17 protein-coding genes are annotated in these 16,125 nt (G+C 66.7%); 10 read left to right on the plus strand and 7 right to left on the minus strand.

The features are described from left to right. Positions 1–8: 8 nt before the first annotated feature. From rho to hemE, 4 genes are all read right to left on the minus strand, one after another. A complete protein-coding gene (rho, locus tag KAJ83_RS14155) occupies positions 9–1,283 on the minus strand; it encodes a transcription termination factor Rho (protein ID WP_210682730.1) in 1,275 nt (424 codons plus the stop codon). A gap of 450 nt (positions 1,284–1,733) precedes the next feature. After that, complete coding sequence (hemJ, locus tag KAJ83_RS14160; RefSeq protein ID WP_210682731.1) at positions 1,734–2,159, minus strand: protoporphyrinogen oxidase HemJ; 426 nt, start codon at positions 2,157–2,159, stop codon at positions 1,734–1,736. Between the two features lie 35 nt (positions 2,160–2,194). Then, complete coding sequence (gene hemH / locus KAJ83_RS14165; protein ID WP_210682732.1) at positions 2,195–3,256, minus strand: ferrochelatase; 1,062 nt, start codon at positions 3,254–3,256, stop codon at positions 2,195–2,197. Between the two features lie 47 nt (positions 3,257–3,303). Further along, complete coding sequence (gene hemE / locus KAJ83_RS14170; protein ID WP_379786763.1) at positions 3,304–4,380, minus strand: uroporphyrinogen decarboxylase; 1,077 nt, start codon at positions 4,378–4,380, stop codon at positions 3,304–3,306. A gap of 458 nt (positions 4,381–4,838) precedes the next feature. Between hemE and KAJ83_RS14175 the strand changes: the two genes are divergently transcribed. Genes KAJ83_RS14175 through dnaQ form a run of 5 tightly spaced genes read left to right on the plus strand, consistent with a single transcriptional unit; the run spans position 4,839 to position 8,605 of the window. Continuing rightward, positions 4,839–5,729: a pyruvate, water dikinase regulatory protein gene (locus tag KAJ83_RS14175; protein ID WP_343222011.1), complete on the plus strand. Its 891-nt coding sequence runs from the start codon at positions 4,839–4,841 to the stop codon at positions 5,727–5,729. Positions 5,730–5,758: 29 nt separating this feature from the next. After that, on the plus strand, positions 5,759–6,355 hold the full coding sequence (locus KAJ83_RS14180; protein ID WP_343222012.1) for a Maf family nucleotide pyrophosphatase: 597 nt from the start codon (positions 5,759–5,761) through the stop codon (positions 6,353–6,355). Beyond that, positions 6,352–7,224, plus strand: a complete 873-nt coding sequence (locus KAJ83_RS14185; RefSeq protein ID WP_210682734.1) for a shikimate dehydrogenase — start codon at positions 6,352–6,354, stop codon at positions 7,222–7,224. The genes KAJ83_RS14180 and KAJ83_RS14185 overlap by 4 nt, the downstream gene beginning before the upstream one ends. Next, positions 7,221–7,850, plus strand: coding sequence for a dephospho-CoA kinase (gene coaE, locus KAJ83_RS14190; protein ID WP_210682735.1), 630 nt, complete (start codon positions 7,221–7,223; stop codon positions 7,848–7,850). Before KAJ83_RS14185 ends, coaE begins: the two co-directional genes overlap by 4 nt. 44 nt (positions 7,851–7,894) lie before the next feature. Next, positions 7,895–8,605 carry a DNA polymerase III subunit epsilon gene (dnaQ, locus tag KAJ83_RS14195; protein ID WP_210682736.1) on the plus strand — a complete coding sequence of 237 codons (711 nt, stop codon included), beginning with the start codon at positions 7,895–7,897 and terminating at the stop codon, positions 8,603–8,605. 163 nt (positions 8,606–8,768) lie between these two features. On the opposite strand, the gene KAJ83_RS14200 is transcribed toward dnaQ, so the two are convergent. The 3 genes from KAJ83_RS14200 to KAJ83_RS14210 are packed head-to-tail and all read right to left on the minus strand — an operon-like array spanning position 8,769 to position 10,660. Further along, positions 8,769–9,377, minus strand: a complete 609-nt coding sequence (locus tag KAJ83_RS14200; RefSeq protein ID WP_210682737.1) for a protein-export chaperone SecB — start codon at positions 9,375–9,377, stop codon at positions 8,769–8,771. Between the two features lie 51 nt (positions 9,378–9,428). Next, the gene (locus KAJ83_RS14205; protein ID WP_210682738.1) at positions 9,429–10,103 is read right to left on the minus strand and encodes a histidine phosphatase family protein; all 675 of its coding nucleotides are present in this window, start codon (positions 10,101–10,103) and stop codon (positions 9,429–9,431) included. Further along, positions 10,100–10,660 (minus strand): FxsA family protein, encoded by a 561-nt coding sequence (locus KAJ83_RS14210; RefSeq protein ID WP_210682739.1) that lies wholly within the window; start codon positions 10,658–10,660, stop codon positions 10,100–10,102. The genes KAJ83_RS14205 and KAJ83_RS14210 overlap by 4 nt, the downstream gene beginning before the upstream one ends. Positions 10,661–10,859: 199 nt before the next feature. Between KAJ83_RS14210 and KAJ83_RS14215 the strand changes: the two genes are divergently transcribed. From KAJ83_RS14215 to KAJ83_RS14235, 5 genes are all read left to right on the plus strand, one after another. Further along, entirely contained in the window at positions 10,860–11,645 is a 786-nt protein-coding gene (locus tag KAJ83_RS14215) for a Tim44/TimA family putative adaptor protein (RefSeq protein ID WP_210682740.1), read from the plus strand. Positions 11,646–11,795: 150 nt separating this feature from the next. After that, entirely contained in the window at positions 11,796–13,046 is a 1,251-nt protein-coding gene (gene mltA / locus KAJ83_RS14220; RefSeq protein ID WP_343222013.1) for a murein transglycosylase A, read from the plus strand. A gap of 85 nt (positions 13,047–13,131) precedes the next feature. Continuing rightward, complete coding sequence (locus KAJ83_RS14225) at positions 13,132–13,980, plus strand: (Fe-S)-binding protein (RefSeq protein WP_210682742.1); 849 nt, start codon at positions 13,132–13,134, stop codon at positions 13,978–13,980. 5 nt (positions 13,981–13,985) lie between these two features. Next, complete coding sequence (locus KAJ83_RS14230) at positions 13,986–15,407, plus strand: LutB/LldF family L-lactate oxidation iron-sulfur protein (RefSeq protein WP_210682743.1); 1,422 nt, start codon at positions 13,986–13,988, stop codon at positions 15,405–15,407. Further along, the gene (locus KAJ83_RS14235) at positions 15,404–16,096 is read left to right on the plus strand and encodes a LutC/YkgG family protein (RefSeq protein WP_210682744.1); all 693 of its coding nucleotides are present in this window, start codon (positions 15,404–15,406) and stop codon (positions 16,094–16,096) included. The genes KAJ83_RS14230 and KAJ83_RS14235 overlap by 4 nt, the downstream gene beginning before the upstream one ends. Positions 16,097–16,125: the final 29 nt, after the last annotated feature.

Genomic DNA, 16,125 nt, shown 5'->3' on the forward strand with positions numbered 1-16,125 from the left:
GCGGGCGCCTACTGGTTCATGCTGTCGAAGAAATCGTTGTTGTTCTTCGTGTGCTTCAGCTTCTCCAGCAGGAATTCCATCGCGTCCACGACGCCCATCGGCATCAGGATGCGGCGCAGCACCCACATCTTGGAGAGCGTGCCCTTGTCGACCAGCAACTCCTCCTTGCGCGTGCCCGACTTGGTGATGTCGATCGCGGGGAAGGTGCGTTTGTCGGAGAGCTTACGCTCCAGAATGATCTCGGAGTTGCCGGTGCCCTTGAACTCCTCGAAGATCACCTCGTCCATGCGGCTGCCGGTATCGATCAGCGCGGTGGAGATGATGGTGAGGGAGCCGCCTTCCTCGATATTGCGCGCGGCGCCGAAGAAACGCTTCGGCCGCTGCAGGGCGTTGGCGTCCACGCCGCCCGTCAGCACCTTGCCGGAACTGGGGACGACCGTGTTGTAGGCGCGCGCCAGACGCGTGATGGAATCGAGCAGGATGACCACGTCCTTCTTATGCTCGACCAGGCGCTTGGCCTTCTCGATCACCATTTCGGCGACCTGGACGTGACGCTGCGCCGGCTCGTCGAAGGTGGAGGAGACGACCTCCCCATTGACGGAGCGCTGCATGTCCGTGACTTCCTCCGGCCGCTCGTCGATCAGCAGGACGATCAGATAGCATTCCGGATGGTTCTTGCTGATGGCATGGGCCACGTTCTGCATCAGCATGGTCTTTCCGGTGCGCGGCGGGGCGACGATGAGCGCGCGCTGCCCCTTACCCAGCGGCGCGATCAGATCGATGATGCGGGTGGACATGTCCCGCTTCGGCCCGCCCTTCTTCTCCAGCGGCTCCTCCAACTCCAGCCCGATCTTCTCGTCCGGGTAGAGCGGCGTCAGATTGTCGAAATTGACGCGGTGACGGACCTGATCCGGCTCGTCGAAATTGACCTTGTTGACCTTAAGCAGCGCGAAATACCGCTCCCCGTCCTTCGGCGCGCGGATCTGGCCTTCCACCGTGTCGCCGGTGCGCAGGGAAAAGCGGCGCACCTGGCTGGGGCTGACATAGATGTCGTCGGGCCCGGCGAGGTAGTTCGCCTCCGGCGAGCGCAGGAAGCCGAAACCGTCCTGCAGCACCTCCAAAACGCCCTCGCCATAGATCGCGACGTCGTTGGCGGCGAGTTGCTTCAGGCAGGCGAACATCAGCTCCTGCTTGCGCAACGCGCTGGCGTTCTCGATCTCCAGCTCCTCGGCATAGGCGAGAAGGTCTTGCGGGGTCTTCAGCTTGAGGTCTTTCAGGTGCATGGCGCTTTTTTCAGGCTTTTCTTTCGGGCGGGCGTTTCCGGATGGGACGGGTGCCGATGGTTCTGGGTCGGGATGATGTGGGGCGTCGCCTCGACCCGTTCCCTTGCTGCGCCCCCTGGTGCGTATAAGCCGCTCCGTGGGCGGATGCCGGCGGGTGCAAGGTCTGGAAACGGGTTCGGTGAAATCCCCGGCGCCGTTCCCCGGTGGGGCGCGGCGCCATCCTGTTTCGTACCGTACGCTAACGTCGTGCGCGAAGGTCTCAGGATGTGGCTTGAAGGTTTGGTCGATCGCTGTTTTCGGCGGCGGACGGTCCCGAAGGCCGATCGCCCCCGTAACGGCGACGCTCACCGAGACACATAGAGGTAAGTAGCCCGCAAGTCAATCGGCGGTTTTGCCGCGATCCCGGGAAATCGACCGGCGGCGCGCGCTATCCCCCGCGCGCCGAACCGCTTAGAACGGCTTCACGATCACCAGGATGACGATGGCGCTCATCAGCAGGGTGGGGACCTCGTTCGCCACGCGGTAGAACCGCTCGGACCGCCGGTTGCGATCGGCCTCGAAATCCCGGCGCCAGCGGGCCATCGCCATATGCGCGCCGGTCAGAAGAACGACCGCCAGCGCCTTGGCGTGGAACCAGGGCTGGGTCCAGGCCTCGATCAAGATCATGAGCCAGAGGCCGAATCCCCAACTCGCGATCATCGCCGGATTCATGATGGCGCGCAGCAGGCGGCGTTCCATCACCTTGAAGGTCTCGGCCTGGGGCGAGCCCGCCTCCACCGCGCAATGATAGACGAAAAGGCGCGGCAGATAGAGCAATCCCGCCATCCAGGCGATGATCGAAATTACATGCAGTGCCTTCACCCATTCATAGATCATCGCTTCCGTTCCCCCGGCTCAATTCCAACGGCCGGTCAAAGCCAGCCGCCCAGTTCCCGCCGAATCAGGCTCTCCAGCATGTCGGTTCCGCCCACGCTATCATTGAGGCAGGGGATATAGCGGAAATGCTCCCCGCCATTCTCCAGGAAGGTCTCGCGCAGGCCGATATCGATTTCCTCCAGCGTCTCCACGCAGTCGGCCGCGAAACCGGGGGAGAGGATGGCGAGGCGCTTCACCCCCCGGCGCGCCAGATCCGCGACCGTCACGTCGGCATAGGGTTGCAGCCATTCCTTCGGCCCGAAGCGCGATTGGAAGACGGTCATGAACCGATCCGCCGGCCAGTCCAGCGCCTCGCGCAGCAGACGGCCGGTCTTCTGGCAGAAGCAGTGATAGGGATCGCCCTTCGTCAGATTCTCCTTCGGCAAACCATGGAAGGAGCAAAGCAGCATCTCCGGCTCCCCCTCCGCCGCGCGCGCGGCGTCGAGGTCCGCGCGCACGCTGTCGCGCAGCGCCCCGATATAGGCCATATCGTCGTGATAGGGCGGCAGGGTGCGGATCGACGGCTGCCACCGCATGGTCCTCAGGTGATCGAAGGCCTTGTCATAGGCCGTCGCCGTCGTCGCGGCCGAATAGTGCGGATAGAGCGCGGCCAGCAGAATCCGCCGGCATCCGCGTGCCGTCAGCCGGTCCAGCCCCCGCGCGATCGACGGCGTGCCGTAGCGCATCGCCCAATCCACGTGCACGCGCCGGTCAAGGGACCCGAGGCGATCCGCCAGCGCCTCGCCCTGCGCCCTTGTGTGGAAGCGCAGCGGGCTTTCGTCCGCTTCCTCCATCCAGATCTTGGCATAGGCTTCGCCGGAGCGTTTCGGGCGCGTCGTCAGGATCAGCCCGTTCAGGATCGGCCACCAGAGGAGCTTCGGCGCCTCGATCACGCGGGGATCGGACAAGAATTCCTTCAGATAGCGGCGCATCGACCAATAGTCGGTGCCGTCCGGCGTGCCGAGATTGATCAGCAGGACGCCGATATTCTCCGTCGTCACCGCCGGATGATCGGCCGGTTTCGTGACGGTCGCCGTCCCGTCGGACGTCCCGTTCATGGATCGAACCTCCCTTGCGACGCCCCCCGCGCGTGCCGGCGCCGGGTCTATCGGGCGCGTATCCGCTCGACCAGCCGGGTCACATGCTCGGGCGGCGTTTCCTTCATGATGCCGTGCCCCAGATTGAATACGAACGGACCGGCCGAAAGGTTTTCCAGAATCGCATCCACCGCCGAATCCAATGCCGTTCCGCCGGTCAACAGCAACACCGGATCCAGATTACCCTGCACCGGGATATTCGGTTGCACCGTATGCCGGATGAGATCGAGCGGCATCATCTGGTCGAGACTGACGGCATCCACGCCCGCCGCCTCGACATAGCCATAGAGATTCATTCCCGCCGCGCGCGGGAACCCGATGATCGGGATATCCGGATGGCGCGCCTTGATGCGATCGACCACGGCCCGGTTCGGTTCGGTGACCCAGCGCGTGAAGGAGGCCGCGTCGAGCGCGCCGGCCCAACTGTCGAAAAGCTGGATCGCCTCCGCCCCCGCCTCGATCTGGACGGAGAGGTAGGAGACCGTGGCTTCCACGATCATATCGATCAGCTTTCCGAAGGCCTCCGGCGCCATATGGGCCCAGCGCTTGGTCGCCGTGAAATCGCGGGACGACCCGCCCTCGATCATATAGGTCGCGACGGTCCAGGGCGCGCCGGCGAAACCGATCAGCGCGGTCTCCCTTGGCAGGCTGGCGGAAAGCTTCGCCACCGTCTCGCCGATCGGCGCCAGCGCCTCGCCCGCCTTCGTCGGATCGGCCAGCGCGGCCAGCGCCTTCTCGTCCGCCAGGGCATCCAGTTTCGGCCCCTCGCCCTCGACGAAGCGCAATCCCTGACCCAACGCCCAGGGGATCACCAGGATATCCGAGAACAGGATCGCCGCGTCGAAGCCATAGCGCCGGATCGGCTGCAACGTGACCTCGCACGCCTTCTCCGGGGTGAAGCAGAGGTCGAGGAACCCTTCCGTCGTCGCCCGCACTTCGCGATATTCCGGCAGATAGCGTCCGGCCTGCCGCATCAGCCATATCGGCGGCACCTTCTGAAGCCCACCCTTCAAGGCATGCAGGAATTTCTTCTCCCCCGGGGCAAGGGATATGCCCTGGCTGGCCGGTTTCGCGTCGTTCGGCACGGTTCCCGATACTCCTCGTTTCCGATCGACCGGCTACATACCACCCTTATAAAAGAATTAAAAAGGATGTGGTGGTGGTTGCATGGGGGTGGAACGGGGATTGTTTTTCCTCCCCATTTCCGTCCCCGGGATCGGCTATGGTTTTCGATGGCGTCGATAACCTTGTTGATCGATCCGGTATAATCGCCGATGCACCCCATAATCCCCGGGCTGGAGGAAAAATGGAAAGTCGGGGATTAATGCCGTTCCACCGGATGTTATCCGCGTTCTCCGGATAGGGGGATGGTTCTTCTCCCCAAGGGAAAACCAGGTCATGAAAAAACGGCTGAGCGGGCATGGCGGATCGGTCGGATGCTTTTCCACCGGGCTCTCCCTGTGATATCCCCCGAAGCCTGTGGATGACTGGTGGTCCCGCGCGCTCGTGCCCGGCCTCCGGCGCGATCAAGGATGGTGGGACGGTGAGCGTGGAATTCGGCGACGGCTCGGAAGACAACAAGCCCGAAAGGAAGGGGGAGGTGGTGCATCTTCACCTCGTATCCGATTCCACGGGCGAGACGGTGCACGGCCTGGCCCGTGCCTGCATCGTCCAGTTCGAGGATGTCGCGGGGGAGGAGCATCTTTGGACCCTGATCCGAACACCCTCCCAACTCGATAAGGTCCTGGAGGGTATCCGAAAGGCCCCGGGTATCGTCATGTTCACGCTGGTGAACGATGAAATGCGGGAGAAGCTGGCGCTAGCCTGCCGTGAGTTGCGGATTCCCTGTCTTTCCGTCCTCGATCCCTTCATTACCAGCTTCGAGACCTATCTCGGCCGGCCGAGCCGCGATCAGCCCGGCCGCCAGCATGAGATGGACACGGAATATTTCGCCCGGATCGAGGCGATGCAGTACGCGCTTGCCCATGATGACGGGCAGGGTCTGTGGAACCTGCCGAACGCGGATGTGGTCGTGATCGGCGTCTCGCGCACCTCGAAGACACCGACCTGCATCTATCTCGCCAATCGGGGTGTTCGCGCGGCAAACGTGCCCTTCGTACCCGGGATGGGTCTGCCTCGGGAGGTGCTGGCCCTCGGCGACAGACCGCATGAACCGCTGGTGGTCGGGCTCACGAAGGACCCGGCGCAGCTCGTCCAGATCCGCAAGAATCGCATGCGCATGCTGGCCGAGACGGAGGAGACCGATTACGTCGATCTCGAAACCGTGCGTCAGGAAGTGACGGCCTGCCGGCGCATCTGTTCCGAACGGCGCTGGCCGGTGATCGATGTTTCCCGCCGGTCGATCGAGGAGACGGCGGCCACCATCATGAAACATTATGAACGCCATATCGGTCGCGCGGCGGGTCGTAAATGATGGGGTCGGCAATAACGACGGGGGACCAGGTGCCCACGATTATCCTGGCCTCGGCCAGCCGGACACGCGCGACGATGCTGGAAAATGCCGGTCTGACTGTCGAATGCATTCCGGCCCATGTGGACGAGGACGCGGCCAAGCGCTCGCTCAAGGCGGAAGGCGCGACCCCGGCCCAGATCGCCGAGGCGCTGGCCGAACTGAAGGCGACCCGCATCGCGGGACGTCACCCGGATCGACTGGTCATCGGCGCGGACCAGACACTGGAGCTCGGCGGTGAGCTGTTCGACAAGCCGGTCGATCTCGACCACGCGGCGGCCCATCTGCACGCTTTTTCCGGCCGGACGCACCGCCTTCACGCGGCGGTCGCCGTGATGCGCGGTGACCGGGTGCTCTGGCATATGACGGACAGCGCGGACCTGACGGTCCGGCCGCTCGACGATGCCTTCATCGCCCGCTATCTCGACGCTGTGGGCGAGGATGCGCTCGGCTCCGTCGGGGCCTATCGGCTGGAGGGTTTGGGGGCGCAGCTGTTCGAATCCGTGCGGGGCGATTATTTCACCGTGCTGGGCCTGCCGTTGCTGCCGCTCCTCGGCTTCCTGCGCCAACATGGGGCGCTCGCCGCATGAACGCCACGGAAACCCTGCCTCGGGCCGGTGTCGTCGGCTATCCGATCGGCCATTCCCTTTCGCCGGTACTGCACCGCCACTGGCTGGCGCGTTATGGGATCGCGGGCCGGTACGATCCGGTCGAAATCCCACCGGATAGCTTCGAGAGCGAGATGGCGCGTCTTTTCGCGGAACCGGATTGGCGCGGCTGCAATGTGACCGTGCCGCATAAGGAGGCGGCCTTTCGATGGGTCGATCGGCGGGACGCGGCCGCCGAACGCCTGGGCGCGGTCAATACCTTGGTGCGCCTGCCCGACGGCGGGGTCGAGGGACGGAATACCGACCTGCATGGATTCCGGCGCAATCTCGAAACGGCGGCGGCATGGTCCGCCGACCTGCCAGGCCGGGGGGCCGCCGTGGTGATCGGCGCGGGCGGGGCGGCGCGCGCCGTCGTCGCGGCCTTGCAGGACCTCGGGTTTCCACTGGTTCATGTGCTGAACAGATCACCCGGTAAGGCGGAGGCACTGGCCGATCTGCTCTCCATGCCATCGGCGCCCGTCGCGGCGGGGGCGCTCGATCGCGCGCCATCGGTGCTGGCGGACGCGGCGCTTCTGGTCAATACGACCAGCCTCGGCATGCGCGGGCAGCCGGCGCTCGCCCTCGATCTCGGGCCCTTGCCGACCGGGGCCTTCGTCACCGATATCGTCTATAATCCCCTGGAAACGCCGCTTCTCGCGGCGGCGCGCGCGCGCGGCAACCCGACGGTGGACGGGCTCGGCATGTTGCTGCATCAGGCGGCGCCCGGCTTCCGGGCCTGGTTCGAGCCACCGGAATCGCCGGTCGTGGACACGAGTTTGCGCGATGTCGTCCTGAGGGCGCTGGCGGCATGATCATCCTCGGCCTTACCGGCTCGATCGGCATGGGCAAGAGCACGGCGGCGGCGATGCTGCGCCGGCTCGGCGTGCGCACCGACGACGCGGATGCGGCCGTTCACCGGCTGACCGGTCCGGGCGGGGCGGCACTGCCCGCGATCGAGGCCGCCTTTCCGGGCGTGACGGGACCGGGGGGACTGGACCGCCGGAAGCTGGGCGCCAGCATCTTCGGCGATCCGGCGGCGCTCAAGCGGCTGGAGGCGATCCTGCATCCCCTCGTGGCCGCGGAACGCGACCGGTTCCTGAAACGGGCCGCGCGGGAGCGGGTGGGGATCGTCGCGCTCGACGTGCCGTTGTTGTTCGAGACGGGACTGGACCGGCGCTGCGATCTGACGCTGCTGGTCACCGCGCCGCCCTTCGTCCAGCGGGCCCGCGTCCTGAAGCGTCCCGGCATGACGGTGGAGAAGCTGCGCGATATCCGCGCGCGCCAGATGCCGGACGCGGAGAAGCAACGGCGCGCCGATATCGTGATCCGGACCGGGCTCGGCCGGCGGCCGGTCTTGCGCCAGCTTCGCCGGGCGCTCAAACTCGCCCGGGCACGGGGTGGCCGCCATTGGCCGCCCGGGCCGGAACCCCGCTTCTGACCGCGCGCCGCCGGGACCGATACCGATAGGGAGAGACCGCCGCCATGCGTGAAATCGTGCTCGACACGGAAACCACCGGCCTCGACCCGAATGGTGGCCATCGGATCGTCGAGATCGGCTGCGTCGAGCTGCACAACCGCGTACCCACCGGCGAGACCTTCTGGGAATATATCAATCCCGAGCGCGACATGCCGACCGAGGCCTTCGAGGTCCACGGCCTGTCGGAAGCCTTCCTGGCCGATAAGCCGGTCTTCGCGGCGATCGCGCAACGCTTCGTGGATTTCGTCGGCGATGCGCCGATCGTCATCCACAATGCCGCCTTCGACATGAAGTTCCTGAATGCCGAACTTAAGTCCTGCGGTTTCAAACCCCTGCCGATGAGCCAGGCCGTCGATACGGTCGCCATCGCGCGCAGCCGCTTCCCCGGCGCGGCGGCCAGCCTGGACGCGCTTTGCAAGCGGTTCGGAATCGACAATGCCAAGCGCACGAAGCATGGCGCGCTGCTCGATTCCGAATTGCTGGCGGAAGTCTATCTGGAACTGATGGGCGGGCGGCAGGCCGGGCTCGAACTGGCCGCCGATCCAAGGGGTAGTGGCGGCGCCGGCGCCGGTGCCGTCCCGGGCGACAAGGGCGCCGGGCCACTTCATCGCGATCGCCCGGTCCGGCCGCCGCGTCCCCACGCGCCGAGCGCGGAGGAGGAGGCGCGTCACGCGGCCTTCCTGGAAAAGATTTCCGAACCGATCTGGCGCGCCTGAATCCCGCGTCCTAACCGGGACGGACGGCATGGAAACCGCCATGTTCCGACGATGAACGATCCACGCCGCCGATCCGGCCGGAACACGCCGGAAACCGCGTTCACGCGCCGATCATGGCCGATTCGGTCCCATTTTCCGGATTGGACGCCGCTTCCGACGCCGGTCAGACGCTGGCCGGCGCGCCGCTTGCCGTTTCTGCGGCCACTTGCCGGGCGACCGCGCCGTCGATGGTGCCTTCCTGCTTCTTCCAGCGATAGAGGCCGAGGAAGTCGATCACCGGGACCTGCAATAGGTTCTGGCCCATGTCCTGGCTCGCGACGCTCAGAATCTGGCGGATATAGGGGAAGAGGAGACGCGGCACCTCGACATGCAGCAGCGGCTCGACGGTCTCTTCCGGGACGGCGCCGATCTCGACCGCCGCGCCGTAACTCAGCTCGACCAGATAGACCAGCCGCTCGTTCGGCGTATCCGGCTCGATCCGAGCCTTGACGGTGGCGACGACCAGGACTTCCGCCAGGCGCTTGCCGAGCGAGCGGGTCGTGATATCGACCTCGATCTGGGAGCGGGCCTGGCGGATCTGCGGGTCCATGAAGCATTCGGGCGCGCGCGGATTCTCGACCGAGAGATCCTTCACATATTGCGCGTGGATGCGATAGGGCGGCTCGCGCCGGGTGGCGTCACCACCTTGGGCGTCGCTGGCCGGGTTCGCGCCGCTCTGCGAATTGGCGGATTGGGCGCCGTTCTCCGGCGCGTTGGCGGTGTCGTCGCTCATGAGTGTAATCCGTGTCTCCGACGGGTTTGCTGCGGGCGGGTCCGATGCGGGTCAGGACGATCCGGCCGGTCGGGTAGCATGGGCGGGCGGGGCTGGCAAATATTGCCCGCGCGTCCGTTCGAAGTCCGCGCCCGGTGCGCTGCTCTGATCGGGCGCGGGCACTGGACGCAACAGGGCGCCGCCCCGGGGATGGGGCGCCATCGGGTCGAATCGTATGACGGCGGCGTTCGGTACTTCCAGGCGTGTCAGACCCCGGATGAATCCCCAGTGGCTGACGACCAGCGTGCGCGGCCAGTCGGGCAGGTCGGCGGCGAACCCGCGAAATCCGGCGGCGCGGCGGGAGACGGACTCCGCATCCTCATGATCCGGCCACCATTCCTCCTCCAGATGGTCGAAGACGATGGCCGGCCAGGCGCGGGCGAGCGCGCTGCGCGCCGTGCCGATATCGCAGGTGAAATGCGCATGCTCGCGCACCTGGACATCGACCTCGACCGGCAAGGTCAGATGCGCCGCCAGGATTTCCGCCGATTGAAGCGCGCGGGTATAGGGGGAGGTGACGATGCGCGCGGGCCGTTCCGCCGCGGGCATGTCGGCGATAAAGCCGGCCGCCTCAGCGATCTGCGTGCGTCCACGCGCCGTCAGGCCGGGATCGCGCAATCCCGGGTCGGTGCGTGTCTTGGCGAAACGGACGTTGAATTCGCTCTCCCCGTGCCGGACCAGGATCATCGGCCGGACCCGCGATCCGGATCGGTGTGTCCGCCGTCATGGGGCGGGTCTCCTGGATCGGGGGAGTCCGGATCGACCTCGACATAATCGCCCTCGATGATGGGCGCGCCGCCGCGCCCCCGGCGCGGGCCGGGGCCGCCCCCCGGATGGCCACCCATCCCGCCGGGATGGCCTCCACCGGTCGTATGGACGGTGAAGCGGCCGTTGCGCGCCGCATAGCCGGCGACGGCGCGGCCGATCGCGTTGCGCAGTGGGGGGATCAGCAGCGTGAGTCCGATTGCGTCCGTCAGGAAACCGGGTGTCAGCAGCAGCGCGCCGGCCACCAGAAGGCAGGCGCCGGTCAGCACCTCCGCTACCGGCAGCCGGTCCTCGGCGAGCGCCGTGCGGGCCCGCTCCAGCGCGGCAAGGCCTTGTTGGCGCACCAGCGTCGTGCCGATCAGGGCGGTCACCAGGATGGTCGCGATGGTGGGCCAGAGCCCGATCCAGTCGCCGACTTCGATGAAGAGGGCGATTTCGGCGATCGGGACCGCGATGAAGAGAAGGAGGAGGAGGGGCATCTTGCTCTTTTCGGGCTGAAAGCCTATGTCTCTCGGGTCAATAGGCTCGGTGTTCGGTGGCGTGGTTCAACGGGTCGAAGGTAGGCAGTCCGGCCGCGCGCGGCAAGGTCGGGCCGGTGTTCGGGCCCGTTCGGGGGCCGGACGGACATGTCGGCGAGCCCATGCGAAGGGCGCCGACCGACGGATAAGAGGCCTTTCGATGGGCGGCGGATTCCCTCTTGATCTGATTTTGTTCGCGGCGCTGGCGCTGTTCCTGATCTTTCGGTTGGGCAGTGTCCTGGGCAAGCGCACGGGCCACCAGAAGCCGACGGACCTGTTCCGGGACCGGCAGTCCGAGGGCGCGCGCGACCGCAGCGGGGAGCGCGAGGATGCCGAGGACGAGAATGTCATCCGCATGCCGGGTGCCCGCCAGCCGGAGCGTGCGGACGGCGCAAGGGATTCCTCGGACGAATTCACCGGCAAGGCCGGCTCCGGCTTAACCCAGATCAAGGTCGCCGATCCGGATTTCGATCCGGACGGGTTCCTCGACGGTGCGCGTCAGGCGTTTGAAATGATCGTGCAGGCCTTCGCCGAAGGCGAGGGCAAGACGCTGAAGCAGCTCCTTTCCAAGGAGGTCTACGAGAATTTCGCCGGCGCCATCCGCGAGCGCGAGAAGGCGGGACAGCGGATGGAGGACACGCTCTACGGTATCGACAGCGCCGAGATCGTCGAGGCCGGCATGCAAGGCAGCACCGCGAGCGTCACCGTCGAGTTCGTCAGCCAGCAGATCAATGTCACCTATGACAGCGAGGGCCGCGTGATCGCCGGCGATCCGAGCGAGGTCGTCACGGTGACCGATATCTGGACCTTCCAGCGAAACGTGAAGTCGCGTGATCCGAATTGGGAGCTGGCGGAGACCAGCAGCCCGGACGAGGAGTCCGGCGATGACGACGCGCAAGGCACGGCCGGCGGGAAATCCACCGGCGGTCCTTCCGACGCAACCTGATCGGATCGCGGACGCGGAAGTAGGGATGGGATCAAGGGGCGCTCCCCTCCCTTCCGTATCGGGTCCTTGCCGGATATTTGATCGGGTCGAATAATGCGTCTTTCCCGCCTCGTTTCTTCCGGACCGCGTGCCACTTGGGCCTTTGGGGCGGTGCCGCTCGCCCTTGCGCTCGTCCTCGCGCTCGGGGGGTGCGGCGATTCCACCGATAAGCGGGGCGAGCAGTCGGCGGGCGGACAGACGGGCGCCCCGGGCGCGGCGGTACCGCCGCTGCGCCTGGAACGGGTCGGGTTCGAGGACTTGCCCGGCTGGCGCGCGGAGGATTTCGAAGGTGCCCTGATGGCGCTGCGTGCGAGTTGCGCCCGGGTCGACGGCCAGCCCGAGGACCGCGCCATCGGCACGGAGGCGATCGCGCTCACCGCGGGCGATTTCGCCACGGCCTGCGCCGGGTTGCCCGACACCGCCCCCGGTCCGGGCGCGGATGCCGGGGCCGTGCGGCATTTCTTCCAGGATCATTTCGTGCCCTACCGCGTGCTTGGCCCCGAGGGGGCGGAGGGCCTCTTCACCGGTTATTTCGAAGCCGAACTGATGGGTTCGCGGATGCGGACCGATACCTACGACACCCCGATCTACGGTTTGCCCGAGGATTTGATCGTGGCCGATCTTGGCCGTTTCTCGGACGATCTCGCCGGGGAGCGAATCGTCGGCCGGGTCGAGGGCGGCCGGTTCGTGCCCTATCCCGACCGGGGCGCGATCGAGGGGGGATATCTCGCCGAACGCGATCTGGAATTGCTCTGGATCGACGATCCGGTCGATGTCTTCCTGTTGCAGGTGCAGGGCTCCGGCCGGGTGATCCTGCCGGACGGGGAGGTCGTGCGCGTCGGCTTCGCCGGGCATAACGGGCGCCCCTATCGATCGATCGGTCGGGTATTGATCGAACGCGGGGATCTGGCGCCCCATGCCGCCAGTTGGGACGGCATTCGCGGCTGGATCACGGAGAATCCGGAGAAGGCACGCGCCCTCTTCGCGGAGAATCCGCGCTTCGTCTTCTTCCGGGAGGTGCCGGCACGCACCGGCCCCGGTCAACCGGACGGGCCCATCGGCGCGCAGGGCGTGCCGTTGACACCCGGCCGTTCGCTGGCGGTGGATCGCGGGTTGATCCCGCTCGGCCTGCCGGTCTGGCTGGATACGACCCGGCCAGGGGAGAGCGACGCGCCGCTGCGCCGGCTGATGGTCGCGCAGGATACCGGCGGGGCCATCAAGGGCGCCGTGCGTGGGGATTACTTCTGGGGACACGGCGACGCCGCGTTGGCCGAGGCCGGGCGCATGCGCAGCCGGGGTGCTTACTATCTTCTTCTGCCGGAGGCCGCCGCGACCCGGCGCCGCGCCGCGCCGTCAAGCTGACCGACGTCCTGTTGCTTTGCCGCCGGACGCCGACCATGCTAGGTGGCAGTCAGTATTTCCATCAGCCGAAGCAGGACCGGCCCCGATGACCCGCCCGACAGACTTTCCTCCCGATGCGCCGAAGGTCGGCCTTTTCGTCACCTGTCTCGTCGATCTGTTCCGGCCCAATGTGGGCTTCGCCGCGGTCAAGCTGCTGGAGGCGGCGGGGGCGATGGTGGTGGTGCCGCGCGCCCAGACCTGTTGCGGTCAGCCCGCCTATAATTCCGGCGACAATTCTCACGCGCGCCGGGTCGCGCGCGGCGTGATCGAGGCGTTCGAGGATGTGGATTATCTCGTCGCGCCGTCCGGGTCCTGCGCCGGGATGATCCGGGAACATTATCCGGCCCTGTTCGAGGACGAGCCGGAGCTTCATCTGAAGGCGAGCGCGCTCGCCAAACGCTCCTATGAGCTCGTCAGCTTCCTGACCGATATCATGGAGATGCCGCTGGACCGGATCGAGGCGCGCTTCGACGGCACCGTCACCTATCACGACAGTTGCTCGGGCCTGCGCGAACTCGACATCAAGCAGCAGCCGCGCGCCCTGCTCTCGGCGGTGGAGGGTATCAGGCTCGACGAATTGCCGTCGGCGGAAATCTGCTGCGGTTTCGGCGGCACCTTCTGCGTCAAATATCCCGATATCTCCAACAAGATGGTGGGCGACAAGGCCGAGGACATCGTGGCCACCGGGGCGGATGCGCTGCTGGCGGGCGATATGGGCTGCCTGATGAACATGGCGGGCAAGCTGACGCGCATGGACGCATCGGTCCGCGTCTATCACGTGGCGGAGGTGCTGGCCGGCATGGCGAACGGCCCTGGCATCGGCCGGGCGGAGGCCGAGGGCGCGCGCGCCCTCGACGCCGCCGGTACGGTGCCCGCCGACGGAAAGGGGCGGTAACGGCGATGCAGGCCACCAGCACGCGCTTCAAGCAGAACGCCCGCGAGGCGCTGGACGATCCCCAGCTTCAGCAGGCGCTGACCAAGATGAAGGCCGGTTTCGTCGAGCGCCGGGCCAGGGCGCGCGCCGACCTGCCGGAATTCGACGCGCTGCGCGATCAGGCGCGCGACATCAAGAACCACACGATCGAACATCTCGACCTCTATCTGGAGCGGTTCGAGGCGAATGTGACCGCCAATGGCGGCCATGTGCATTGGGCGCGCAACGCGGCCGAGGCGCGCGAGCGGATACAGGAAATCTGCCGGTCCGTCGGCGCCCGCACGGTCACCAAGGGCAAGAGCATGATCTCGGAGGAGATCGCCCTAAACGACGCGTTGGAGGAAGACGGGCTGGAGGTGGTCGAGACCGATCTCGGCGAATATATCATCCAGCTTCGCAGGGAAGCGCCGAGCCATATCATCGCGCCCGCCATCCATGTTCTGAAGGAACAGGTGGCCGACGATTTTCGCCTGCATCATGTGCAGTTCGACAAGGCCCGGCCGCTGAACGAACCGCGCGAGCTTATTTCCGAGGCGCGCCAGGTGCTGCGCCGGAAATATCTCGAAAGCGATGTCGGCATCACCGGCGCCAACTTCCTGATCGCGGAGACCGGGACCAGCGTCATCGTCACCAATGAAGGCAATGGCGACCTGACCCAGACCCTGCCGAAGATCCATGTGGTCATCGCCTCGCTGGAGAAGGTGGTGCCGACGCTGGACGACGCGGCCGCGATCCTGCGCGTCCTCGCGCGCTCGGCCACGGGTCAGGAATTCACCGCCTACACGACCTTTTCCACCGGTCCGCGCCGGGAGGGCGACCCCGACGGGCCGGAAGCGTATCACGTCATCCTGCTCGACAACGGACGCAGTGCCATGCTGGGCACCGAATTCCAGGATATGCTGCGCTGTATCCGTTGCGGTGCCTGCATGAACCATTGTCCGGTCTATGGCGCGGTCGGCGGGCATGCCTATGGCTGGGTCTATCCCGGGCCGATGGGCGCGGTGCTGACCCCCAGCTTCATCGGTGTCGATCAGGGGGGGCAACTTCCCAATGCCTCCACCTTCTGCGGGCGGTGCGAATCCGTCTGTCCGATGCATATTCCGTTGCCGAAGATGATGCGGCACTATCGGGCGCGGGAATATGAACAGGGGCTGGCTCCGCCGGCGACCCGCTTCGGCCTCGATATCTGGGGGTTCGTCGCGACCAAGCCCCGGCTCTATCGTTTGGCGACGCGCCTCGCGGTCGGGCTGCTGGGGCGGCTCGGCCGGGCGCGCGGGCGGCTCGCTAAACTGCCGCTGGCCGACGGCTGGACCCGGCATCGCGACCTTCCGGCGCCGGAGGGGCGCACCTTCCAAGATCGTTGGGACGCGATGGGAGGGGCGCGATGAGCGGCGCGCGCGACCAGATCATGGGCCAGGTCCGCCGTGCCCTCGGCCGCGCGGAAGGGACGGACGATGCCCGCGCGCGCGATGCGGTCGACGCCCGGCTGAAGGAGCCGCCGCGCGGCCTGATCCCCGCGCGGGTGCGCGGCCGGGAGGCGGAAGAGTTGGGCCGCCTCTTCATGGAGAAGGCGCTCGCCGCCAATTGCACCTGCGCGACGGTGGATTCGCTGGAGGCCGTGCCGGACGCGATCGCGGAGTATCTCGCCTCCGAGAACCTTCCGGCGACGGTCCGCACGGGCGACCACCCGGACCTCGCCGCCATTCCCTTCGACAGGCGTCCCGTCCTGACCGTCTCGCGCGGGCCCAGCGACGGGGGGGATGCCGTCTCCCTTTCCACCGCCTTCGTCGGCGCGGCGGAGACGGGGACGCTCGCCCTGGTCTCGGGTCCAGGGACGCCGACGACGCTGAATTTCCTGCCCGAGACGGAGATCGTCCTGCTGCGCCGCAGCCGGATCGTCGGCCCCTATGAGGATATCTGGACGCATCTGCGCGCCCGCAACGCGGAGGCCGGCAGCATGCCGCGCGCGGTCAATCTGATCACCGGCCCGTCACGTACCGGCGATATCGAGCAGAAGATCGAGCTCGGCGCGCACGGACCGCTTCGCCTGCATATCCTGATCCTGGACGATCTTTGAGGCGATCGGCCGAGAATTCGCGACCCGCC

It is taken from the genome of Marivibrio halodurans (genome assembly GCF_017963645.1).
Lineage (GTDB): Bacteria > Pseudomonadota > Alphaproteobacteria > UBA8366 > Aestuariispiraceae > Marivibrio > Marivibrio halodurans.